We start from the raw sequence: 23,218 nt of genomic DNA, 5'->3' as shown, positions 1-23,218 counted from the left end.
CGACATCAGCCCTGCTCGCTCCTCTCGAGAACCGGCTGGAACTGCTCGGTGGCCTTCTTCAGCTCCGCGGCGGGATCGGCGCCGGCAATCATGTTGGTCAGCGCCACGCCATAGATGTCGCGGAATTCGGTGACGGGGATGATGACCGGCAGCGCCAGCCGGCTGATATTGCCCGAGCCGACCACGGCATCGAGCCAGCTTGCCGGCATGGTTACGCCTTCGCGCACCTTGGGATCCTCCAGCACGGATTTGCGGAACGGAACGCCGGCGCCGGCCTGCAACAGCCGCGCGCCCATGGCTGGCGATACCGCCCACTGGCAGAACAGATAGGCAGCCTCCTTCTTCTCGCTGGCAGCGGTAACGCCAATCCCGTCGCCGAAGGTGCCCGAAGCATGCGCCTTGGGACCCTTGGGCATGACGCCATAACCGACCTTACCGACTACCCGCGACTTTTCCGGGTTTTCCATCGGCGGGGCAAAACCCACACCGTCGAACCACATGCCGATCTTGCCCTGCAGGAAGGCAGACTGTGCTTCGGCCCAATTGAACCCCGTGACGCCCGGAGGGGCGGACTTGGTCATCAATCTTTGATAGAGCGCGGCAGCCTCGACCGCCTCGGGAGCCTCGGTGCGCAGCTTGCCCTTGTCATCGAGCGGCGTCATGTCGTAGCCGAGCATCAGCGACGTCCACACCGGCGTGTTTGCGTTCTTGAGCCCGCGGGCGACGAAGCCGTATGTATTGGTCGAGGGGTCGGTTAGCGCTTCGGCGGCGGCCACCAGTTGCTCGAAGGTCTCGGGGTATTTGAGGCCCTTGGCCTCGAACAGCTCCTTGTTCCAGTAGAGTATCCAGTAGTCCACCGAGAAAGGTAGCGAGCGCAGCACACCCTGGCCGTCCTTGGCAAACAGCATGCCGGCTTCGGCGAAGTCGCTTTCGACCAGCGCCGGATCGGTGAGCGACGGGTCGGCGAGATAGCCGGCGATGTCGGCCAGCCAGCCGCCCTTCTCGAACTGGCGCTTCTGCACGTGGTAGCTCAGATGCACGACATCGAAGCTCGGCTTGCCCGAGCTCAACTCGATCACCGTCTTCTGGCGCTGCTGCTGCTCGGGCGTTGCCTCGGCATTGACCTTGATGCCGGTCAGTTCCTCGAACTCGGCAAGATATTTCAGGATGGTGTCGCTGCGCGGGCTTTTCACCAGATTGACGTCAAGCGTCGTCCCGGCAAAGCGTTTCCAGTCGACGCCTGCGGCAAAGCCGGGGCGAAGCCCCACAAGGCCGGCAGCGGTTAGCGCTGCGGTTCCGGCAAGGAGTTGCCTCCTGGTTGGGTTGAACAGATTGGACGACATTTCTTCCTCCCGGTTGCTGTCGTTGTGGATGCGCCGCGAACCCGCGGCGCGGCTATATTTCCTCAGATCTGGAGCGCCAGCCGGCGCGCATTGTCGATATGCAGACTGATCGCTTCAACCGCCTTTTGCGGATTGCGGCTCTCCATGGCTTCGATGACCGCCAAATGTTCGCGCATCACCGGCACCACACGTCCGTCGATGCGGAAACGCTCCTGGTGGATCAGCCGGATTTTCACCGAGTTGACCAAGTAGGCCTTGGCGATAATCTCGTTGCCGAGCGCATTGATGAAGGTGTCGTGCATTGCCCAGTCGATGTTCTGGGCCTTGGCCTCCATTTCCGGCGTCGGCGCCTGTCCCAGAGCTTGAGCCAGCATCTCCTCATGTTCGCGCCGCATGCGGGCAAGTTCGGCATCAGAAGCGCTGGTCGTGAATAGCGCCACTGCCTCGCGTTCCATGAACAACCGAAACTGAAACGCCTCGCGGATCAAATTGATGTCGATATGCGCGATCTGCATGCCGCGCTGCGGGATGGTGGTCAGCAGTCCCTCAGCCTCGAGACGCGGGACGATCTCGCGAATGGCGCCCAGCGGCAGTCCGGTGAAAGCGACCAGTTCGCGCTGTGACACGAACTGCCCCGGCCGCAGATCACGGGCCAGCAAATGCCGCGTGAAGCTGGCATAGGCTTTCTCCCGGAGAGTGATCGGTTCGCTGCCGTCTTCCACTTCAGCTCGCTTCCTTGTCGGTCAGCCCGGCCTTGTCGGTCAGGCCGCCTCTGTCGCAAACAGCCTGTCGTATGCAGCAGCAAGCTGCCGCTGTCCTTGCGGGCCGATCGCCTCCAGGGGCGGGCGAACCGCCAGCCAGCGCTCGTCGCCGATCTTGCGCGCGACCATGACCTTCACCGCCGGCGTGACCGGGTATTTGAGCAATTCGAGCACGAAGTCCTCGACGCGTGAGTCGTCGCGGCCCTCTTCGACCATTGCGCGGATTTCGCCGGTAACAAAATTAGCCATGCCGGAAATCGCACCCTGTCCGCCGCGGCGCACGCTTCTCGCCAGATGCCGTTCGTCGCCGATGAGGATCACCAGATCGCCGTGCGCTTCAAGCAGCGCCTCACTGTAACTCCAGTCCCCGCCGGAATCCTTCACCCCGGCCACCGCGGCGGGAAAAGCGGTGCGCAGCCGGCCGATCAGCCCAAGCGGGAGTGGCACCATGGTGACTGAGGGGATGTTATAGAGGAGCACGTCGCGCGCCAGCGGACCGAGTGCGGCGAAGACGGCGGAAAACCATCCGAACAGCCCGTCCTCGCCAACATTCTTGAAGTAGCTCGGCGGAGCCAGCAGAATGTTGCGAACGCCGCGCTGCAAAGCGTGCCGGGCCTGATCGGCGGCATCTTCGGCTGCATCGACCAGCACGCCGGTAACGAGCTGATGTGCCGGAATACCGGCCGCCAGCATGGCCTCGATCACGATCCGCCGCTCGTCGGTGCCGACCGAGGCTCCTTCGCCGGTGGTGCCGAACAGCGTCACACTGCTGCAGCCGGCGCCAAGGCAGGCTCGGGCATGGGCGATCATCGGCGCGAGCGCTATCTGCCCCGACGGGTCGAAGGGTGTGGTTAGGGCAACCGAAAGACCAAAGCGGGAAGCCAATACGAACTCCGTTGAAATCAATGTGCACGTAGCGTTAGCATACTAACATGTCAGATGTAAACTGGCGATCGGCATCGCCGACTGGCGCTGCCGCGGCAGCGCCATCGCCGATCATTTCCCGCGTCTGAGCATCACATAGGCTGCTGTCCCGAGCCTCTGCGGATTGGCTGGACGAGGTAGCCTAAGCTCGCTCAAGTGGCGACGAGGTGGCCGTCGCCAACATCTTCAAGCTTGAGCTTCCGGGGCTCGTCACCGATGCGCCGCACAGCGCTTGGAATTTCGCTGTCCAAGCGGGCGAACCGGGCGCGCCGGCGGCCTGGATCGGGAACCGGAACGGCTTCGATCAGCCGCTTTGTGTAAGGATGGCACGGGTTGGAGAAGATCTGGTCGCGGGTGCCCATCTCGACGATCTGCCCCAGATACATTACCGCCACACGATCGGAGATGTTTTCTACCACCGCCATGTCGTGCGAGATGAAGAGATAGGCGACGCCAAATTCGCGCTGCAGTTCCTTCAGCAATCTTAACACGCGCGCTTGCACCGACACGTCGAGAGCAGAGACGCTCTCGTCGGCAATGATCAGCTTTGGTCGCAGCGCCAGCGCCCTTGCAATACAGATTCGCTGGCGCTGCCCGCCGGAGAATTCGTGGGGATAGCGCTCCATCTGGTCAGCGGAGAGGCCCACGCATTCGAACAGGGCGGCGATCTGGGCACGCCGTTGCTCTCTGTCGCCAAGGCCGTGGATCAGCAGAGGCTCGGCGACGAGATCGCCTACTCGCATGCGCGGGTCGAGGGACGCGAAGGGATCCTGAAAGATCATCTGCACATTGCGGCGGACAGCCTTGCGCTCCTTTCGGCTGAGTGCCGACAAGTCCTGGCCGCCGATTGAAATGCTGCCGATGTAGGGCACCAGCCCGGCGATCGCCTTGGCCGTCGTCGACTTGCCGCAGCCCGATTCGCCGACCAGCGACAGGGTTTCGTGCGGCGCGATCGAGAAACTGACGCCTTCGACCGCGTGCACCCTGCGGTCGACGCGGCCGAAGAAGCCGCCACGCAGGTCGAAGCGGACGTGAAGATCGCCGACATGTACAAGCTCGGCCGGCATGTTGGCGGCATCTTGTCGGTCTTCGGCCATCCGTCCGCCGCCGATACGCGGCACGGCGGCCAGAAGCTCGCGCGTATAGTCGGCCTGCGGGCGATTGAAGATGTCAGCCGCCCTGCCCTGCTCGACCATCCGGCCGTCGCGCATGACAATGACGCGGTCCGCCATCTCGGCGACGACGCCCATGTCGTGCGTGATCAGGATAACACTGGTGCCGTGCTCGCGCTGCAGGTCGCGCAGCAGCTCCAGCACCTCGCCCTGAACAGTGACGTCGAGGGCGGTCGTCGGCTCATCGGCGATCAGCACATCCGGGTTCAGGGCCAGAGCCATGGCAATCATCACGCGCTGACGCATGCCGCCTGAGAGTTCGTGCGGATAGTGCTCGAGCCGCCGTTCGGCATCCGGAATTCGGACTGCCTTCAGCGCCTCGAGCGCCCTCAGCCGCGAGTCGGAGCGCGGCAGCGAGGGGTGTGCCTCGATCGCCTCCGTGAGCTGACGGCCGATGGACAGAACCGGATTGAGCGATGTCATCGGTTCCTGAAAGATCATTGCAATACGGTTGCCGCGGATGCGGCGCATTTCGCTCTCGCTGAGGGCCGCGAGATCCTGATCGCCGAGCCGTATGGAGCCTGATCTGATGCGTGCCGCCGGCTGCGGCAGCAAGCCCATGATGGCCAGCGCCGTCATCGACTTGCCGGAACCGGACTCGCCGGCAATGCAAAGCGTTTCGCCGCGCATCAGGCCGAATGTCAGGTCGGAAACGACGTCGCGCTCGCCCTCCTCGCCACGCACGGCGACGCTCAGACCTGAGACGCTGAGTACCGGCCTAATGGAGCCACTCTCCGAGGCGGCCTGCCCGGATCGTTTGATGTCCTCCACGTTCATTCAAAGACGCAGCGGGGGAAGTAGAACGAAGCCACCCAGTTGGGCATGTCGACGATCTCGCTGATGCGCAGGTCACCGCAAACCGAGACGAGCATATAGGCGTCTATCGGATCCATGCCGTAGCGGCCGGAGAGCAGGTCGATCATCTGGGAGACGGCGCTCCTGGCGCCGTCCATCAGATCCGGCCCGATACCGGTTGTCACCTCATAGCCCTTGGCGTCGAGATGCCGCGACACCGGACCGGGCGTTGTGAAACGCGGCGTCCGCAGCCGGGCATCCTTGACCAGATCGAGCGTCAGCACGGCATTCATGGGGCTCTCGATTGCCGTGCCGCAGACCTCGCCGTCGCCTTGCGCGGCGTGCGTGTCGCCGACCGAGAACAACGCTCCCGCGACCTCTACGGGCAGGTAGAGCACCGTGCCGGCAGCGAGATCGCGTATGTCCAGATTGCCGCCCACGCGCCGCGGCGGGACCACCGAATGCAGACCCGGCTCAGCCGGGGCATTGCCGATGGTGCCGGCGAAGGGCTTGAGCGGCACCCGGCCGCTCCTGCCGAACAGCGCCGGCTCGAGCGAGGCGGCGTCGTACTTCCAGATATTCAGTGCCGGTTGAGTGAAGTCATCCGCCAACAGACCGAATCCCGGGATATTTGCCGTCCACCCGAAGCCGGACGGCTTGAACGCCTCGATGGTGATTTTCAGGGCATCGCCCGGCTCCGCCCCGTCGACATAGATCGGCCCAGTGACCGGGTTCACCTTGGCAAAATCGAGCACAGCAACGTCGTCGACGGTGCTCTCCATCGTCAGCTGCCCGCCGGACGAGTCCAGGCACTGGAACTCGATCGTCGACCCTGGCGCCACTCGTTCGGCCGGGACAAAGGAATTGTCCCAGCCGAAATGATGGTGGCGCCCGTGGATGGTGTAGTCGCAGTTATTGCACATCGGTCACATACACATTGTCGTAGTTGATCGGGATGTGGACCGGGTCGACATAGAGGTTGTCGGCGCCACCCATGCGGGCTGATTTCATGGTGAAACGCTGCTCGTTGAACACCGGTGCCCAGGGCGCGTCTTCCATGATCTTGCCGTAGATCTCGCTCCACATCTTGGCGCGCTCGCCAGCCTTGGCCGGGTCGACGATTGAGTCGGCTTCGGCCGCTTTGGCGTCGAGCTCCTTGTTGCAATACCACGACCAGTTCCAGCCGCCCGGGACGGCACCAGCGCAGCCGAGGATCGGTCCGTAGAAGTTCGACGGATCGGGGAAGTCGGCGATCCAGGCCATGCCGCCGGACCAGATCATCGGCGCACCGGCCTTGTCGCCGCCGGCAGCGATCACGTTGGCCTGCGCGAGCGACTGGATACTGGCCTTGATGCCGACCGCCGCCAGATCCTGCTGAATGGCCTGCGCGATGCGCGGGTTGGGATCGGTGTTCATGGCAAACAGCTGCGTGTCAAATCCGTCGGGATGCCCGGCCTCGGCAAGCAAAGCCTTGGCCTTGCTCACGTCATAGGGATAGCCCTTGAATTCCTTGTCGTAGCCAGGCATCGACGGCGGCAACGGCTGATTGGCCGGCACCGCACGGTTGTTGATCAGTTGGACGATGCGGTCCTTGTTGATCGCCATGTTGACCGCCTGCCGTACCTTCACATTGTCGAAGGGCGCCATGGTGGTATTCATGGTGATATAGCCGGTGTGCAACTGGCCGCCCTCGACGACACGGGCCTTCTGCTCGGGATCGGCCATCACCTCCTGGAATTTCGCCGGGGGAATGCCGTCGCCGGGAACGTCGATCTCGCCTTTCTGCAGCCGCAGCAGCGCCACGATCGGCTCCTGGCCGATCTCAAAGGTGATCTTGTCGAGATGCGGCAGACCCTTATGCCAGTAATCCGGGTTGCGCTCGAAGACCACGCGCTGGCCGAGCGTCCATTCGGCGAGCTTGAAGGCGCCGGTTCCGACCGGATGCTTGCCGAAATCCGCGCCGTATTTTTCGACCTCTTCCTTCGGCACGACGTGCGAGAAGTTGATCGCCATGACATGCAGGAAGGTGGCGTCGGGCCGGGTCAGCTCGAACTTGATCGTGTAGGGATCGACGACGGTTATGCCGGCCAGGCTTTCCGCCTTGCCCGCAGCGACATCGTCATAGCCTTTGATCGAGCCGAAGAAGCCGGCACCCGGGCTCTGTGTCTTTGGATTGGTGACCCGGTCGAGCGAATATTTCACGTCGTCGGCGGTCATCTCGCGGCCGTTGTGGAATTTCACTCCATGGCGCAGCTTGAAGGTGAAGGTCTTGCCATCAGGCGCAATCTCGTAGCTCTCGGCAAGGTCGGGCCGCAGGTTGGTGGTGCCCGGCTCGTAGTCCATCAGCCCGTCGAACAGGCTCTTGATCATCGACCAGTTCTGCCAGTCATAGCCGATGGCCGGATCGAGCGTGGCGACGTCGTCCTTGTAGGTGATGGTGATCGCGCCGCCCTGCTTGGCATTCGGATCGACAATGTCTTCGGCGCGTACGCTCGTCATGCCAAGCGCCAGCGCAAGCGCCGATGCCGCCACGGTGGATATCAGATATCTTCTCATGTCATGTTCCCTTTCTCTGGTGTTCTTGGTTTTCATCTGAGCTTGATGCGTGGGTCGATGAACGGTGCGACAGTGTCGGCCAGGAGATTGCCGAGCACGATGGCAAAGGCCGAAACCAGGGTGACCCCCATGATGATCGGAATGTCGATGCGCTGAATGGCCTGCCAGGCTAGCTGGCCGATGCCTGGCCAGCCGAACACGCTTTCGACAACCACGATGCCGCCCATGAAGATGCCGATATCGATGCCGATCATGGCGATGACCGGCAGGATGGCGTTGGGCAGCGCGTGCCGGAAGATAATGGCGCTGCGTGCAAGACCCTTGGCACGCGCGGTACGCACGTAATCCTGGCGCAGCACGTCGATCATCGACGAGCGCATCATGCGGGCGTACCAGCCGGCGCCAAGAATTCCCATGGTCAGCGACGGCAGCACCAGATGACGCCAGGTGCCGTAACCGCCGATCGGGAACCAGCCGAGCCGTACCGCGAATACATAAAGCAGCAGCAGGCCGACGACGAACTGCGGCGCCGAGACGCCGACGAAGGAGGCGACCATCAGCGACTGGTCGGTGGCGGTGCCACGCTTTACGGCGGCGATGAGGCCCATCGTCAGCCCGATCACCACTTCGCAAGCAATGGCGCCGACCATCAGCAGCAGGCTTGCCGGCAGCCGCGAGACGATAAGCTCCGTGACCTCCGAGCGCTGAATGTAGGAGCGGCCCAGATCGCCGCTGAGAAGGCTGGTCAGGTACTGCCAGTACTGGACGACAAAGGGCTGGTCGAGACCGAGCTGCCGGCGGATGCTCTCGACCGTCTCGGGCGTTGCGCTGCGGCCGGCGATCTGGCGAACAGGATCGGCGGGCAGCAGATAGAGCAGCGCAAAGGTGATCAGGGAGACGCCGAGCAAGATGAGAACCGACTGGACAACGCGGCGGCCGAGATAGGCGATCATGCCCGCCCCCTTTGCGTCGGATCGAGGATGTCGCGTAGCGCATCGCCGACCAGGTTAAAGGCTAGCGCCAGCGCCAGGATCGCCGCACCCGGAAAGAAAACCAGCCAGGGCGCTGCCTGAAAATAGGTTTGATTTTCGAAGATGATGTTGCCCCAGGAAGCAGTCGGCGGTTGCACGCCGATGCCGAGATAGCTGAGCGTCGCTTCCAGAAGCACCGTCGTCGAGATGCCGAGCGTGCCCCAGACGATGATCGTCGGCAACAGGTGGGGCAGGATATGGCGAAACAGGATACGTGGAGCGCTTGCGCCGATGGTGCGCTCGGCATCGATGAACTCGCGCTCGGAGAGCGAACTTGTCTCGGTGTAGATGACGCGGGCGGTCTGCACCCAGTTCACCAACGCGATCACCATGGCGACGATCCACAGGCTCGGCTGGAGCACCGCCGCCAGGCAGATGGCGAGCAGCAGCGCCGGGAAAGCCATCATCAAATCGGTGAAGCGCATAAGCGCGCTGCCGATCCAGCCGCGGAAATAGCCGGCGGTGATGCCGACCAGCGTACCGATCAGAAGCGCCACGCCATTGGCGACGATGCCGATGATCAGCGACGTGCGCGCGCCGAATAGGAGACGGGTCAGCAGGTCGCGGCCAAGCAGGTCGGTGCCTAGCCAGAACTGGGCTCCCGGCGGCAGTGGCGCGCCTTCAAGCGTGAGCCCGTCGAACATCTGCTCGTTCGGATCGTAGCCTGTCAGCCACGGTGCAAGAATGGCGCCGGCCAAGACAAGGGCAATAATCCCGAGGCCGAGCAAAGCGAGAGGCCGTTTTAGCAGACGTCGCCAGACGCCGGCGCGAGGCTTGGCTGGCATACGCCCGGCGGCTGAAAGCTCAGGCGCGATCGGATTGGTCATCGTCGCCTTCACCTTGTGTCATCGCCACGATCCTGCGCGCGGCTTCCTCGACGCTGATTTGCCAGCTCATCGCCAGCGAGCGGAGCTGCGCATAGGCACGGCCGTCCTCGGCGCCCTTCGACAAGGCCTCCACCGCGCGTACGATGGTCTGGCGCTCCGCGACCCGCTGACGAAGCGAGGCGATCTCGCCGGCCAGAAGCTTGCGCGCCTCGAAACTCTGCCTTGCGATCAAAAGCGCGCTATAGACGCCGGCATTGCCGACCGGTTTCAGCAATTGGGCATCGGCCTTGTGCGACAGTGCCCATTCGACACGCCCCGGCGCCTCGGACCCGATCAGCGCTATCAGCGGCATCGGGGCCTCGCCCGGCTTCCACGGAAATTGCTCGTCAAAGCCGAGGTCGACGTCGAAGAAGACGAAGTCCGCCGCCAGCGCTTCGGCCGGCAGTTCCGGCCAGAAGCCAATCGCCTCAAGGCCGATGGCCGACAATTGTCTTGTGATCGCCTGCACGGTCGGATGTGGACGATGCAGGACAAAAGCCCTGGCGCCTCCAAGGTTCGGGATACGCGCCATCTTGCTCACGACACCACCCGCAGGCGTGGCCGCCCGAACGTCTCCGTCCGGTCATAGCGGGAAAGGTAGGGATCGGGTGCCACGCCCTTCGTCAGCGTGACCGTTTTGAACGATGTTCCATCGATACGTCCGATCTGCACCGGCAACGTAGCATGCTGGGTTTGCGGGTCGATGGCGATGTCGCCCAGCGGCGTTCGAAATGATGTTCCGGCAAAGACCTTGGGAAGGTCCATCCATTGTGCACCGGGGTTGCGGGTGAGTATCTCTGCGAGCGTACGCACCGAGGCATAAGCCGCCGCCTCGAAGGATGAGGCAGGCATAACGGAAGACACTGAAGCCGCTCCGCGATCCGCGCCCGAGATGTCGTGAAAATAGGGCCCAACCGAAAGATGGCCATCGCCTGCCCCGTTGAGCGCCGGCAATTCGCATTCCGTGAGATTGCAGGACAGGATCGGGCAACGCTCCGGCCTGAAATGCGGGTCGCGCCGGCCAAGCTCGGCATAGGCGGCGATAAAGGCATAGGACGAAGGGCCGATGAGATTATTCAGAATGAAATCAGGTTTCGTCGCCTGTACCTCCGCGATCAGCCGCGCAACATCGACCTCCCCTAGCGGCAGGTAGCGTTCGCCCAGCACCTTGCCGCCGGCGTCCGCAATCAGGTCGCGCGCCACACGGTTGGTCTCCCAACCCCAGATGTAGTTGGAACCGAGCAGGAAGCCGTCGGCGCCGAAACGAGGCACGACATAGGCAAGCAGCGGTACGAGATGCTGATTGGGGCAGGCGTGCGTGTAGACGACGTGCTCGTTGGCTTCGAAACCTTCGTACGGGCAGGCGTACCACAGCGTGCCGCCTGCCCTTTCCAGGATTGGAATGACCTCCTTGCGGCTCCACGAGGTGACGCAGCCAATGATGTGACGCGCGCCACTGTTGGCGAGAATGTCCGCGCAGCCGCTTGCATACCGGTCGATGTTGCCCTGCGGGTCGCGCTCGACCGGGACGAATTCGAAGGGGACAGCGGGATCGGCATTGACGTCGGCGATGGCGTTCATCGCGCCCGCGCGGCAGGATTCGGACACCAGCCGGTAGTTGCCGGACCGCGAATAGAGAATGCCGATCTCGATATGCCGTTTCAAGCAAAGCCTCAAAATGACAATGCCCCGCAGCCACCGCCGCAAGGCGAGGCATACGAGGCATTCTTGCCGCCCGGCGGCCAGAGCCGGTATTTGTCCTCACCGTATTCCGCCCGCGCCCGCAGTCAAGAGCCGCCGCACGAAACTTTGGCTAGCCGAAACGGTTCGACGTGGAGCACGCAACTCACGCCGGTCGTCCGCCAGGAACCAAAATTGCTGATGCCCAGGTATGAGGCCCGGACAACCAGGTTCGCTACCATTCAAAGCAACGACTTTAATATCGGTTTACCTGAATCTGCTAGCAGCAATGACGCCGGTTTTTCGTCGATCAAGCAAAGGGTTCACCTTGCCGCAGCAATTCAGCACTCCGTTCGGTCACCCGGGCGATCGCAACTGGCCGAGGTTCCACGGCTTCATGGGCGTCGAATTGGAACGCGCGCCCGATGTTCTCGTGCCTCGTGTCGCCTTGGCCCGGAAGCTCGGTGGGCGGAACTTTGGTGGCGGGAGCCGGGCTTGAGCGTCATTCGCGCCTTGCAAGGCGCCGATCTCCCAGCAGTCGCGAACATGTTTCAACGCGTGCTGTTGAAGGAAAGGACCGAAGCGCCGGCCTCTCTCGTGGAATACATGAAACGGTTTTATCTGGATGCGCCCGGTTGCGGAGATAGCCTCCGGTCGCTTGTCCACGTCAACGACGCCGGTCGTGTCTCCGGGTTTGTCGGTGTTCATGTGTTGCCGATGACGTTCAACGGCCGTCAAGTACGCGCCGCCATCTGTAGCTCGCTCATGGTCGAGGACCATGAGCACGACCCGCTGGCCGGCGCCCGCTTGCTGAAAGCTTACCTGGATGGTCCGCAGGACATCTCCTTCAGCGAGACGGCCAACGATATCTCCGTGAAATTGTGGACCCGGCTGCGCGGCGTGGTCCTGCCGCAATACAGCCTCGACTGGGTGCGTGTGATGCGGCCAGCGACCTTCATGCTCAGCCTTTCCGCCAATCGCATGGAGCTTGCCCGAGTGCTCAATCCGTTGGCGCGTGCCGTCGACCGATTCTATTGCAGGAGGATGACGTCCAGCGAACGACGCTGGTCGGGTGTGGCGGCGGACGGGGCAGGTCACGGGGGATTTCGCATGTCCGAAATCGATAGCCACACATTTGCCAAGCTAATCGAGCCGTTTATCGCGCGTTTCGCGCTACGCCCGGAATGGACGGAAGACCAACTCGAGCACATCCTGACCGATGCCGCACAAAAGCCGGATCTGGGCGAGCTTGTCTACGTTTGCGTGACGTCGCCGGTCGGCACCGATGTCGGCGCTTTCGCCTATTACGCACGGAAGTATGAAATTGGCCGCGTGCTGCAGATCCTCGCCCTGCCCGGCCAGGCGGGCTCCGTGATAGACTGCCTGATCGATCATGCCGCCGCGCGCGGCGTCAGCGGCCTGCGTGGACGTGTTCAACCTGCACTTCTAGAGGCGATGCTTGGACGACGGATCGCTTTCCTGACCGTTGCTTCAACGGTGGTGCATTCACGTGATCCAGAGCTTCTTGACGCCATGAAGAACTCGCAAGCCTTCCTGAACGGGCTTGCGGGCGAGCAGTGGAGCCGGCTTATCGGGAGCCGTTTCAGCTAGAGCGGGATGCATGCAAATCGAACCGTGCACACCGCTCTACCTGTTTGTCAGGTGCCGATTTCCTCGACGACATCAACGAGTTGCGGACGCTGGTGCAGATAACGCGTCGCCCTGCGTTTGGCGATGATATCGGCCCAGACACTTTCCACTTGTGTGGCGGCCAACCCCGCCGCCTCCCCAACTACCTCAGCCGCCACGCCGTTGTTAAGACCGTAAAGGCAAAGATCCATACGGTCATAAGGAAGCGAAAAGTAAAACTCCTCCTGGGTCTGCGCCAGCGAGTAGGTATCGGTGGTCGGAGGCCGGTTAAGGATTTCCTCCGGAACACCGAGATGGGCCGCAAGCGCATAGACCTGCGTTTTATAGAGATGGGCGATCGGCTTGACGTCCGCGGCGCCGTCACCGTTCTTCACGAAGAAACCCTGATCGTATTCCAGCCGGTTCGGCGTTCCAAGAACGGCGAAGTTCAAGCGATCGGCATGATAGTATTCAATCTGCTTGCGGGTGCGTTGTTTCATATTGGTAGCGGCGACGACGCCGAGATAGACAGGCAGCGGCATTCTCAGTTTCGTCTGCTTGCCGTCCGGATCCTGCACCACCAGGGATGAGATGTTGTAACCCCCGCCCTCGAGCGCGTTCGCGATGACGATCTTCGAGGCCCAGCCTTCGCCGTATTCCGGGACCACTTCGCGGATGAAGGCGTCGCGACGCTTGTAGCAGCCCATTGCGCGCAGGATCGGCCCGATATCCTCCGTCACAGCCTCGACACCGAAAGTTTCGGCGACGAGGCGGCCGAGCCGCAGGCTTTCAGGATCGGAATCGCTCTCCGGCATGAACAGGCAAAGCACATTCTTGGGCCCGACGGCTCGTGCCGCTAACGCGACCGACACACTCGAATCGATCCCGCCCGAAAGACCGAGTACAAGGCCCCGCTTGCGAAGCCCGCGCAACTGCTGGCGCAAGGCCGTTACGATACGGTCCGTTTCAGTGATCAGGTCGATTGCCAGAGCCTGCGCCAGAAAGGTCCGCGCATCCTCGGTCGGGCGAACATTCATTGCGCGGCCTCCATGGTTTCTGCCGCAAGCCGACGGCTGACCTTGCCGGTATCGGTCTTCGGCAGCTCCCGGCGGAACTCGATGACCTTGGGGACCATGAAGTCCTCAAGGTGGCGTGCACAGTGACGGATGATATCCTTTTCGCTAAGCGCCGGGTCGGACCGTACGATAACTGCGCCGATCGCATGCCCGAGCACGGGATCCGGCACACCGACAACCACCGCTTCCGCGATGCCCGGATGAGCGTGAAGCACGGCTTCCACTTCCTTGGGCGCCACCTTCTCCCCCCGCGACTTTATGATGTCGTCCTTGCGGCCGACGAAATAAAGGAAGCCCTCCTCATCGGCCCTGAACAGATCGCCGGTGTAGAGAACCTTCTCCCAAGGGTTCGGACCCGGGCGCAGGGCTCGTGCTGTCGCAGCTTCGTTTCGCCAATAACCCTGCATGACGTGCGGCCCGCGAATGATCAGCTCGCCTGCTACGCCCGGCGGCACCCGTTGCCCGTGGTCGTCGACGACAAAGGCTTCGGTGTTCGGAATGGCTATTCCGACCGAGCCCGGCCGGCGGTCGAGCTCCTCGGGCGGCAGATAGGTGCAGCGCTTGCATTCCGTCAGGCCATACATCGAATAGAGCCTGACACCGGGGAAAAGGAACCGAAGGCGTTCTATGTGAGAGGGCGGCAAGGCAGCCGCCGTGTTGGAAATATAGCGAAGGCTGGGCAGGAAGCCCGGCGCCAGATCACGCATCTGCAGGATCATCGCTGCCATCGTGGGCACGAGCGGAAGCCCGGTCACTCGTTCCTGGCGGATGCGTTCAAAGACCGCCTGGGGAAAGGCGAAGGACTTCTCGAGCACGAGCGTGGCGCCGAGCCTGACGGCCATCAGCAACTGATAGAGGCCGTAGTCGAAGGCGAGCGGCAGAACATTCAAGATGATGTCGTCGGGCGAGTTGCGCAGATAAGTGGTGATAGAATCGGCCGCCGCGTCGCAATTGCGGTGCGTCATCATCACACCCTTGGGCCGGCCGGTCGAGCCCGAGGTGTAGATCAACATCGCAAGATCGACGTCAATGCCGCGATGGTCAATCTCGCCAGCTTGAAACGTCAAGCAATCCGCCAGGGATGTGGCTCCTGCCGGGCATTGGTTATCGGCAGCAACGGTGGAAGCCACGAAGATACCGGTCTTGCCGGAGTATCTTGACGCCTCGGCGACCACGGGCATCAGTCTTGCTTGCGTGAGGATCGCGGTGGCATCGCAATCGGTGATGATGTAGGCCAGCTTTTCGGCCTTGGTGGATGCGTTGATCGGACTGAAAGTCGCGCCTGCCTTAAGAACCGCGAAAATCGAAACCGCAGCCTCCCAGCAATTGTCCATGAAGATCAGGACCCGGTCGTCGCGCCTGACGCCATTCATGAAAAGGGCGGCGGCCAGGCGGCTCGAGAGATCGTCCAGCTCTTCGTAGCACATCCTTTTGTGCTCGGTGATCAATGCCGTTTTGGCTGGATGGGCAGCGGCTTTCGCCGTCAGAAAATGTTCGATCCGCACGGACGCTCCTCGCCAATGGCGCCTACGCAGCCAGCGCTTCTGCTTTTGCCTTGATGAAGGCTGAGATGCGGTCAATCGAATCCAGATTGGCCGGTACGATGTCGGCATCGACCATCGCTATGCCGAAATCATCCTCTATGAATGCCACGAGCTCCAACACGGCCGTCGAATCGATGATGCCGTTCTCGATCAGTGATGCGGAGTCCGCAAGCTCGTAGGACGTGTCGCCGAACAAGAAGTTGTCGACGATAAAGGTTTTGACCTTGTCCTTGATTGCTACCATGATTTTTCATTCCCTCGATTTCTCAGGCCGCTCGTGCTGCACCGACCTTTTCGCCGGTGAAAATCTTCTGCCACAGCTGCGTCGACAAAATGCCGACGAAAGCCGCATTGTCGCGGAATCCGGACGCGGGCTGCAAGCGGCATTTCTCGTGCAGGTTCGCCACCGCCTTGGCGTTGAATAGTCCTCCGGCGGCGATGCTCGCCTCGCTCAGCGAGTCGCGTACGTAGTCCAGTTCTCCGGGTCCAACGAAGGAGCGGGCTTCCGGCGCCCGGTAAGGCTGTTTGGTGCGCTCGCTGATGGCCGTCGGAAGCAGGTGCTTGGCAACTTTGCGCAGTATGTGTTTTTCCACCAGTCCCTTGAGCTTCATCTCCGGCGGAAGTCTTGCCGCAAACTCCACCAAGCGATGGTCAAGGAAGGGGAAACGCCCTTCGATACCATGCGCCATGGCCATGCGATCGCCCTGGCTGGACAGGATGTAACCCGGCAGGAGGAAGCGGGTCTCGAGATATTGCGCTTGATGCAGCGGATGCCACCGGGAAAACGCCTCAGGCAACCGGCCGGCCAGTTCCTCGACTGCGTTGTAGCCCATCAATGTCGCACGCAGGTCACCGGAGAAAAACATCTTGGCCGCTGATGTGGTCTTGAAACGCGGCCGATGCGAGAACAGCGGATCGTCCAGGGCTGCGCTGCCGGTGCCGAAGAACGCGGCCAGGTACTCTACGGACTGCTGCTGCAGACCTGGCAGATAGGGATAAAGCTTCCGGAACAGCTGTGGTCTTATGCGCGACGCCGGCTGTCGTCCGCAGAAACGGCGAACCCGCGCTTCCTTGAAGACATCATAGCCGGCAAAGACTTCGTCGGCGCCTTCGCCTGTCAGCACCACTTTCAAACCGGCCTGGCGAACGAGGCCGGACAGTTGATAGAGGGGGGCCGGGGCGGTGCGGATGATCGGCCGCTCGGTAAAGCGGATGACTTCGGGAAACACATCGGCGATATCACCGGCACGACAGGCTATGGTTCGATGGCGCGTGCCAAGTGCTGACGCCATTTCGGTCTGGAAGGCGCTTTCGTCATGCTCGGCGCTGTCGAACGTTACGGAAAATGTCTGCAGCTTAAGAGGAGTCATACCGGCCGCGAGTGCCGAAACGAGGGATGAATCGAGCCCGCCCGAAAGGTAAGAACCGACCGGCACGTCGGCGCGCATGCGAAGCCTCACCGCGTCGGTCAACAAGGTCCGCAGTTCCTCGGCCGCGTCGTCCTCATCGGTGATCTTCGATGGCGTATCTCGATGAGGATAGTCCAGATGCCAGTATGGTTTGACCGTCACTTGCCCCTCGGTCGCGATCATTACGCTTGCCGGCCCCAGCTCGTGGATATCGCGGAAAGCCGTGCGTGGAGCGATCGGCGCCCACAGCGTAAAGATCTGGTCGAGTGCAATCGGATCGATTTCGGCAGAGATGCCGGGTACCTTCAGCAGGGCTTTTATCTCGGACGCAAAGTAGAGCACGCCGTCCTTGCTGGTATAGAACAGCGGCCTAACACCCATGCGGTCTCTTGCAAGCACCATCCGCCGCCGCCGATTGTCCCAAATCGCGAAGGCGAAATCACCGTTCAGGAGCGGCAGGCAGTCTTCGCCCATCTCGTCATACAGCTGCAGGAGAACCTCGGTGTCGCTCGAGGTGCGGAAGCGTCGGCCTTTGGCCAACAGCCCTTCGCGCAATTCCACGTAATTGAAAATCTCGCCGTTGAACGCAATCGTCAAATTGCCGGTTTCGTCGGACATCGGCTGCTGGCCATCACCAATCCCGATCACCGACAGCCGCGCATGCCCAAGTCCAGCCTCGGGCGCTACGAATTTGCCTTGTTCATCCGGTCCGCGATGGGCGATCGCGGACGTCATGCGCGCAAGCAAAGCTTCCGCATCCCGGACTGAACCGAAATAGCCCCCGAATCCACACATCCACACAGCTCATATTGAACAGCAAGCCACGAAACATAGCGGTCATAAGCGCCTCAAAGGTTAATCGGATACCTTTCAGCGAGCATGTGGTTAACAGGATGTTAGGACAAAACGATGCTTTTGCGGACCGACTTGTGCTCACTCCAGGTGTCCCGCTTGAAGGCGTCACGGCGAGTGGTGCAAATCACTGCTTCGAGTACGGCCGGTACCAGTCGACAAACTTCTTCAGCCCGTCCTCTATCGAAACGCTAGGCCTGAAGCCGAAATCCCGCTCCAGCGCGGTCATGTCGGCGTAAGTCTTCTCGACGTCGCTCGCCTGCATCGGCTCGTTGTGGCGGATTGCCTTGACCTCGAGCAGCCTTTCCAGAATGTCGATGAAGTCGCCGAGGCGCACCGGCCGGTTGTTGCCGACATTGTAAAGCCTGTTCGGCGGAACGTCAGCTGACGGCGGCTTGTCGAGCACGGCGACGACCGCCTTGACCACATCGTCTATGTAGGTGAAATCGCGCCACATTTCACCATTGTTGAAAACCCGGATCGGCTTGCCCTCGAGCATCGCCCGGGTGAACATCCAATAGGCCATGTCGGGGCGGCCCCAGGGACCATAGACCGTGAAAAACCGCAGGCCGGTCTGCGGTATGCCGAACAGATGGGCGTAGGTGTGGCTCATCAACTCATCGGTTTTCTTGGTGGCGGCGTAGAGCGAAACGGGCTTGTCGACCTGATCGGCTTCGCTGAACGGCACGCTGCGGTTGCCGCCATACACCGAGCTCGACGAGGCATAGACCAGATGCTCGAATGCCGGTTCGGCGCGACAGAATTCGAGCACTTCGAGGTGGCCCATGACATTGGAGCGGACATAGAGCCGCGGATTGTCGAGTGAGTGACGCACGCCGGCCTGCGCGGCGAGATGCACGATCCTGACGATGCCTTGCCCGGCCAGAGCAGCCGCAAGCGCGCCCTGTTCGGCAATATCGAGCTGGTGGAACGAAAAATCCTTGCGGGGCAGAAGGCGGGCAAGCCGCCCCTTTTTGAGCGCCAGGTCGTAATAGTCGTTCATGTTGTCGACGCCGACGACCGCTTGTCCCCGGTCGAGCAGATAGTGGCAAACGTGACTCCCAATGAACCCCGCGGCTCCGGTGACAAGTATAGGCAACAAGCTTCTCCACGTGCACGGCCTGACGGGTATCTGGAGCGGCAGATCCAGCCCATTTCGTCGTGCTATAGTCGAAAGCCGACGTGGAGACCACCACTAAGCTGATGCGTCAGCTTGCCTCGCGCATGGCCTCAGCCGCCTGCAGGTCAACCGACACCAGTTGGCTGACGCCTTGCTCGGCCATGGTTACCCCGAACAGCCGGTCCATGCGCGCCATCGTGATCGGGTTGTGTGTGATGATGACGAAGCGCGTTTCGGTGGTTGCGGCCATTTCGTCCATCAGATTGCAGAAGCGTTCGACATTGTGGTCGTCGAGCGGCGCGTCGACTTCGTCGAGCACGCAGATCGGCGCCGGGTTGGTCAGGAACACTGCGAAGATCAGCGACATGGCCGTCAACGCCTGCTCGCCGCCGGACAGCAGCGTCATCGTCTGGGGCTTCTTGCCGGGCGGTCGCGCCAGGATCTCGAGCCCGGCTTCGAGCGGATCATCGGACTCGATCAGTTGCAGCTCGGCGGTGCCGCCGCCGAACAGATGCGAAAACAGCCGTTGAAAATGGCCGTTGACCACCTCGAAGGCAGCGAGCAGCCGCTCGCGGCCTTCACGGTTCAGGCTGTGGATCGCCTGCCGCAGCTTCCGGATCGCCTCGATGATGTCGTCGCGTTCGGAGACGATGGTCTCCAGCCGGTCCGACAGTTCCTTCTGCTCTTCCTCGGCGCGCAAATTGACGGCGCCCAACCGTTCGCGCTCGACCTTCAGCCGGTCGAGCTGACGCTCGATCTCGGCCATTTCGGGCATCGGGCTGTCGGGTTCGAGGCCGGTGTGGCGGATCACCAGATGCGGCGGCGTGTTCAGCGTTTCCTGGATGCGCGCTTCGACTTCCAGCCGACGCTCGTCGGCGGCGGTCAGCCGCTCTTCGGCGCGAACACGCGTTTCGCGCGCTTCGGCGAGCGATTGGATGGCAGCGGTCGCAGCCTTGTCCAGCTCGGACTGCCGGTTCTCCGCTTCCTGCAAGCGGTCGCCGGCAGCCTTGCGCAGGCTTTCGGCCTCGGCGAGCTGCGACAGCAAGGCGCGCCGCTTGGCGTCGATCTCGTCGGGGGCGTCGGCCAGCCGCTCGCGCTCGGCCTCGGCCTCGGCCTTGCGTTCGCCGAGCGCCGTGATCTGCGTCGACGCGTTTTCGGCGCGCTCCACCCAGTTGCGCCGTTCCGCGCCGATGGCGTCGAGCCGGCGCGCACGTGCCTCGGCTTCCCGCTTCAGGCCCTCGTGAACGGCGCGCGCATCGGCAAGGGCGGCGCGGTCGCGGGCGACGTTGGCGGCCGACTGGTCGAGTTGCGACTGCAGATCGCCGAGATCGGGCGCGTCCTGCAGCAGCATTTCCGCCTCGACGAATGCTGTCGCCGTTTCCTCATGGCTGTCGACAATGCGGGCGCGCGCCTCGTCAAGTGCTGCACGCCGGCTCGACAGTTCGCCGCCGGCCTTTTCGGCCTCGGCCAGCGCATTGCGAGCAGCGTCCAGCCCGTGCTGGGCGTCGCGCCCGGCCTGTCGAGCGGAGCGTTCGGCTTCGCTCGCCTGGGCAAGCGCCTGTTCGGCCCGGGCAAGAGCCTGTTCGGCGTCGCGCAGTATGCGGGTGGCATGGATCGCTTCGGCGTCGAGTTCGGCCAGCCGGTTTTTCTGCGCCAGCCGCTGCGCGGCGGCGGTCGGCGCATCGGCGCTGGCGGTAAAGCCGTCCCAGCGCCACAGCGCGCCTTCGCGGCTGACCAGCCGTTGACCGGGGGCCAGCAGCGTCTGCAGCCTTCTTCCGTCGGCGGCTTCGACAATGCCGATCTGGGCCAGCCGGCGGGCCAGCTGCGCCGGCGCGCGCACCACGCTGGCGAGGCTCTTTATACCTTCGGGCAACGCGGCGTCGCCGGGCTGGATTTCGCTCTGGCCCCAATGCACCGGCGCGCTGCGGTCGAGCGGCACGTCGAGATCTTCGCCAAGTGCGGCACCCAGCGCCGTCTCGTAGCCGCGCTCGACGCTGATCTGCTCCAGCACCGAGGGAAACAAGTCGCCGCTCGCAGCATTGAGGATCTTGGCAAGCGTGCGGGCCTCGGTTTCGATCCGCGCCAGCTCGGCTTTTGCGTCCTGAACCGGTGGGCGGGCAGCACCTTCGCCCGCACGCGCCTCGGCGACCGCCCGTTCGGCCGCAATCGCTGCTGCCTCGGCCCCTTCGAGCAGTGCCAGCGCCTGTTCGACCAGCAGCCGCTTCTCGGCGGGATCGGGCAGGCCGGCGACCCTGGAGACGATCTCCGACAATTCGCGGTCGACATCGGCAAGCTGGCGGGCAAAGCGGTCGCGGCGCTCAGCGGTGTCGCGCAGCGTCCGTTCGATCTGGTTGCGCGAGGCGGCAGCCTCCGCCCGTTCGGCGGTCAGCGCGGCGAGCCTGGCCTCGCTCGAGGCAAGCGTCGATGCCGCCTGCTCGAAAGCCGCGCGGGTGCTGGCCTCGCGCTCGGCGGCGCCGGCGTTTTCGGCGTTGAGCGCGGCTTCTTCGGCCGCGAGACGTTCGAGAATATCCGCATTGTCGCGGACCATGCGCTGCTCGCGGGCAAGGTCGCCATCAAGCTGTTGCAGTCGGCGGTCGAGCTCTGCCTGGCGGGCGCGGATGCGGCCTGCCTCTTCCTCGATCTGCGCCTTGGCGATCGACAGACGCTGGAAGGCTGCGGCGGCGGCGGCTTCCGCATCGCGCAGGTCCGGCAGCCGGTGGGCGTTGATGCCTTGTTCCCTGGCGGCAGCCATCTGGGCGGCGGCACGGTCGCCGACCAGCGCGGTGGCAATCGCCAGCGCCGAACGCGCTTCGCCTTCCTGCGTCTTGGCCAGCGTCCAGCGAAGATGCAGCAGCGTCGCTTCGGCCTTGCGGATGTCGGCCGACAGGTTCTTGAAGCGCGAGGCTTGGCGGGCCTGGCGTTTCAGGCTTTCGATCTGGCTTTCCAGTTCGCCGACGACGTCGTCTAGCCTTTCGAGGTTCTGTTCCGCCGCCTTCAGCCGCAGCTCGGCTTCGTGGCGCCGTGTGTGCAGTCCGGAAATTCCGGCTGCCTCTTCCAGCAGCGCGCGGCGCGCCTGCGGCTTTGCCTGGATCAGCTCGCCGATGCGGCCCTGCCCGACCATCGACGGCGAACGCGCGCCGGTCGACTGGTCGGCGAACAGCAGCTGCACATCCTTGGCGCGGGCTTCCTTGCCGTTGATGCGGTAGAGCGAACCCGCCTCGCGTTCGATGCGGCGCGAAACCTGCAACTCGTCTGCATCATTGAAGGCCGAGGGCGCGCTACGGTCGCTGTTGTCGAGAAAAAGCGTGACTTCAGCGGTGTTGCGGGCCGGTCGTGTTCCGGAACCGGAAAAGATGACGTCGTCCATGCCGGACGCACGCATGTTCTTGTAGGAGCTTTCGCCCATAACCCAGCGCAGCGCCTCGACGAGGTTCGATTTGCCGCAGCCATTCGGCCCGACGATGCCGGTCAGACCGCGTTCGATGACGAACTCGCCGGGTTCTACGAAGGATTTGAAGCCGAGCAGGCGAAGGCGCGAGAACTTCATTCGCGCCGGCCCATAGCCAAGTTTCGCAACACTGTTCCGGGGTTTTGCAAGGAGAACCCGCGGCAAAACAAAGAAGTGCGCACGCCGAAGCGACGCCGCTTCGGCGCTGCCGAAACGTCAGAGCAGAGGGTCGATGATGGCCGACATTTCCGCAATCGACATCGCCCCTTTGTAGGTCTTTCCGTTGATGAAAAAGGTCGGTGTGGAATCGACCTTGAATTCGTCGGCGCCGCGCTTCTGGACGGATCTCACATCGTCCAGAAGTTTCTGGTCCGTCAAGCAGGCCTCGAAGGACTCCTGTGTAAAACCGGCAAGCTTGGCGATTTGCAGCAGTGCGTCCTTGGTATTGTTCACACCGACCCAGTTCGCCTGCTGCCTGAACAGCACGTCGACCATCGGGAAATAGTTGTCCTTGGAGCAGCGCGCCAGCATGAAACCGGCCTCGGCGCTGGGATCGAACGGAAACTCGCGCAGGATGTAACGGGCTTTGCCGGTGTCGATATATTTCGTCTTCAGCTCCGGAAAAGTGGTCTCGGCGAAATGCGCGCAATGCGGGCAGGTCATCGATGCATATTCGACGATGGTGACCTTTGCATCGTCCTTGCCGAGCTGCATGTCGGGCAGCGCGCCGGGCTTCAACAAGGCTGCCATATCCACCGTGCCCTGAGCTTCAGGCGCTTTGGCGGCGGCCGGAGCGGCCGGCTTCGCAGGTTCCGCCGGAGCCGCAGGTTTCACATCCTGCGCCTCGGCTTTCTCGCCCGAGTCGCTGCAGGCGGCAAGCAGGGCCGCCGCTGGTATTGCGGCGAGCGAAGTCAAAAGGTGTCTGCGGGACAAGGAACGAAGCATACGAATCACCTGGCAATAGTTGGATTTTGCAATGCAAAGGCTACAAAAAGCGAGAGTTGGCGCGAAT

General features: G+C 62.7%; 18 protein-coding genes. 1 reads left to right on the top strand and 17 read right to left on the bottom strand.

Features of this window, described 5'->3' with window-relative positions; translation table 11 throughout:
• Positions 1 to 5 precede the first annotated feature (5 nt).
• The 10 genes from NMG46_RS15365 to NMG46_RS15320 form a co-directional block, all read right to left on the bottom strand.
• A complete protein-coding gene (locus NMG46_RS15365) occupies positions 6 to 1,343 on the bottom strand; it encodes an extracellular solute-binding protein (protein ID WP_254818487.1) in 1,338 nt (445 codons plus the stop codon).
• A 62-nt stretch (positions 1,344 to 1,405) separates the two neighbouring features.
• The gene (locus NMG46_RS15360; protein ID WP_023674176.1) at positions 1,406 to 2,065 is read right to left on the bottom strand and encodes a GntR family transcriptional regulator; all 660 of its coding nucleotides are present in this window, start codon (positions 2,063 to 2,065) and stop codon (positions 1,406 to 1,408) included.
• A 39-nt stretch (positions 2,066 to 2,104) separates the two neighbouring features.
• Positions 2,105 to 2,989 (bottom strand): dihydrodipicolinate synthase family protein, encoded by an 885-nt coding sequence (locus NMG46_RS15355; protein ID WP_254818486.1) that lies wholly within the window; start codon positions 2,987 to 2,989, stop codon positions 2,105 to 2,107.
• A gap of 191 nt (positions 2,990 to 3,180) precedes the next feature.
• Positions 3,181 to 4,977, bottom strand: coding sequence for an ABC transporter ATP-binding protein (locus NMG46_RS15350; protein ID WP_254818485.1), 1,797 nt, complete (start codon positions 4,975 to 4,977; stop codon positions 3,181 to 3,183).
• Entirely contained in the window at positions 4,974 to 5,918 is a 945-nt protein-coding gene (locus tag NMG46_RS15345; protein WP_254818484.1) for an acetamidase/formamidase family protein, read from the bottom strand. The genes NMG46_RS15350 and NMG46_RS15345 overlap by 4 nt, the downstream gene beginning before the upstream one ends.
• Positions 5,908 to 7,551 (bottom strand): ABC transporter substrate-binding protein, encoded by a 1,644-nt coding sequence (locus tag NMG46_RS15340; RefSeq protein WP_254818483.1) that lies wholly within the window; start codon positions 7,549 to 7,551, stop codon positions 5,908 to 5,910. Before NMG46_RS15340 ends, NMG46_RS15345 begins: the two co-directional genes overlap by 11 nt.
• Positions 7,552 to 7,583: 32 nt before the next feature.
• Entirely contained in the window at positions 7,584 to 8,504 is a 921-nt protein-coding gene (locus NMG46_RS15335) for an ABC transporter permease (RefSeq protein WP_254818482.1), read from the bottom strand.
• Entirely contained in the window at positions 8,501 to 9,367 is an 867-nt protein-coding gene (locus NMG46_RS15330) for an ABC transporter permease (RefSeq protein ID WP_254818659.1), read from the bottom strand. Before NMG46_RS15330 ends, NMG46_RS15335 begins: the two co-directional genes overlap by 4 nt.
• A gap of 19 nt (positions 9,368 to 9,386) precedes the next feature.
• Positions 9,387 to 9,989, bottom strand: coding sequence for a transcriptional antiterminator (locus NMG46_RS15325; RefSeq protein WP_254818481.1), 603 nt, complete (start codon positions 9,987 to 9,989; stop codon positions 9,387 to 9,389).
• Positions 9,986 to 11,113 (bottom strand): transporter substrate-binding protein, encoded by a 1,128-nt coding sequence (locus NMG46_RS15320; protein WP_254818480.1) that lies wholly within the window; start codon positions 11,111 to 11,113, stop codon positions 9,986 to 9,988. The genes NMG46_RS15325 and NMG46_RS15320 overlap by 4 nt, the downstream gene beginning before the upstream one ends.
• A 510-nt stretch (positions 11,114 to 11,623) precedes the next feature.
• Between NMG46_RS15320 and NMG46_RS15315 the strand changes: the two genes are divergently transcribed.
• Positions 11,624 to 12,739 (top strand): hypothetical protein, encoded by a 1,116-nt coding sequence (locus tag NMG46_RS15315; protein WP_254818479.1) that lies wholly within the window; start codon positions 11,624 to 11,626, stop codon positions 12,737 to 12,739.
• 47 nt (positions 12,740 to 12,786) lie between these two features.
• On the opposite strand, the gene nadE is transcribed toward NMG46_RS15315, so the two are convergent.
• The 7 genes from nadE to NMG46_RS15280 all read right to left on the bottom strand — a co-directional run bounded on the left by nadE (position 12,787) and on the right by NMG46_RS15280 (position 23,151).
• Positions 12,787 to 13,794 (bottom strand): NAD(+) synthase, encoded by a 1,008-nt coding sequence (gene nadE / locus NMG46_RS15310; protein WP_254818478.1) that lies wholly within the window; start codon positions 13,792 to 13,794, stop codon positions 12,787 to 12,789.
• Complete coding sequence (locus NMG46_RS15305) at positions 13,791 to 15,338, bottom strand: class I adenylate-forming enzyme family protein (RefSeq protein WP_254818477.1); 1,548 nt, start codon at positions 15,336 to 15,338, stop codon at positions 13,791 to 13,793. Before NMG46_RS15305 ends, nadE begins: the two co-directional genes overlap by 4 nt.
• 22 nt (positions 15,339 to 15,360) lie before the next feature.
• Positions 15,361 to 15,624 carry an acyl carrier protein gene (locus tag NMG46_RS15300; protein ID WP_254818658.1) on the bottom strand — a complete coding sequence of 88 codons (264 nt, stop codon included), beginning with the start codon at positions 15,622 to 15,624 and terminating at the stop codon, positions 15,361 to 15,363.
• Between the two features lie 19 nt (positions 15,625 to 15,643).
• Positions 15,644 to 17,581 (bottom strand): asparagine synthase (glutamine-hydrolyzing), encoded by a 1,938-nt coding sequence (asnB, locus tag NMG46_RS15295; protein WP_254818476.1) that lies wholly within the window; start codon positions 17,579 to 17,581, stop codon positions 15,644 to 15,646.
• Between the two features lie 184 nt (positions 17,582 to 17,765).
• Entirely contained in the window at positions 17,766 to 18,737 is a 972-nt protein-coding gene (locus NMG46_RS15290; RefSeq protein ID WP_254818475.1) for an NAD-dependent epimerase/dehydratase family protein, read from the bottom strand.
• 109 nt (positions 18,738 to 18,846) lie between these two features.
• Positions 18,847 to 22,305 (bottom strand): chromosome segregation protein SMC, encoded by a 3,459-nt coding sequence (smc, locus tag NMG46_RS15285; protein ID WP_254818474.1) that lies wholly within the window; start codon positions 22,303 to 22,305, stop codon positions 18,847 to 18,849.
• A 117-nt stretch (positions 22,306 to 22,422) separates the two neighbouring features.
• On the bottom strand, positions 22,423 to 23,151 hold the full coding sequence (locus NMG46_RS15280) for a DsbA family protein (protein WP_254818473.1): 729 nt from the start codon (positions 23,149 to 23,151) through the stop codon (positions 22,423 to 22,425).
• Between the last annotated feature and the right edge of the window lie 67 nt (positions 23,152 to 23,218).

It is taken from the genome of Mesorhizobium sp. LMG 17147 (assembly GCF_024297145.1).
GTDB lineage: Bacteria > Pseudomonadota > Alphaproteobacteria > Rhizobiales > Rhizobiaceae > Mesorhizobium.
This window is presented reverse-complemented; position numbering and strand designations above follow the sequence as displayed.

Bases quoted from the DNA above. Each gene is read 5' to 3' on its own strand.
- NMG46_RS15365 (WP_254818487.1), bottom strand. From the start codon at position 1,343: ATGTCGTCCAATCTGTTCAACCCAACCAGGAGGCAACTCCTTGCCGGA.
- NMG46_RS15350 (WP_254818485.1), bottom strand. From the start codon at position 4,977: ATGAACGTGGAGGACATCAAACGATCCGGGCAGGCCGCCTCGGAGAGT.
- NMG46_RS15345 (WP_254818484.1), bottom strand. From the start codon at position 5,918: ATGTGCAATAACTGCGACTACACCATCCACGGGCGCCACCATCATTTC.
- NMG46_RS15340 (WP_254818483.1), bottom strand. From the start codon at position 7,551: ATGAGAAGATATCTGATATCCACCGTGGCGGCATCGGCGCTTGCGCTG.
- NMG46_RS15335 (WP_254818482.1), bottom strand. From the start codon at position 8,504: ATGATCGCCTATCTCGGCCGCCGCGTTGTCCAGTCGGTTCTCATCTTG.
- NMG46_RS15330 (WP_254818659.1), bottom strand. From the start codon at position 9,367: ATGCCAGCCAAGCCTCGCGCCGGCGTCTGGCGACGTCTGCTAAAACGG.
- nadE (WP_254818478.1), bottom strand. From the start codon at position 13,794: ATGAATGTTCGCCCGACCGAGGATGCGCGGACCTTTCTGGCGCAGGCT.
- asnB (WP_254818476.1), bottom strand. From the start codon at position 17,581: ATGTGTGGATTCGGGGGCTATTTCGGTTCAGTCCGGGATGCGGAAGCT.
- smc (WP_254818474.1), bottom strand. From the start codon at position 22,305: ATGAAGTTCTCGCGCCTTCGCCTGCTCGGCTTCAAATCCTTCGTAGAA.
- NMG46_RS15280 (WP_254818473.1), bottom strand. From the start codon at position 23,151: ATGCTTCGTTCCTTGTCCCGCAGACACCTTTTGACTTCGCTCGCCGCA.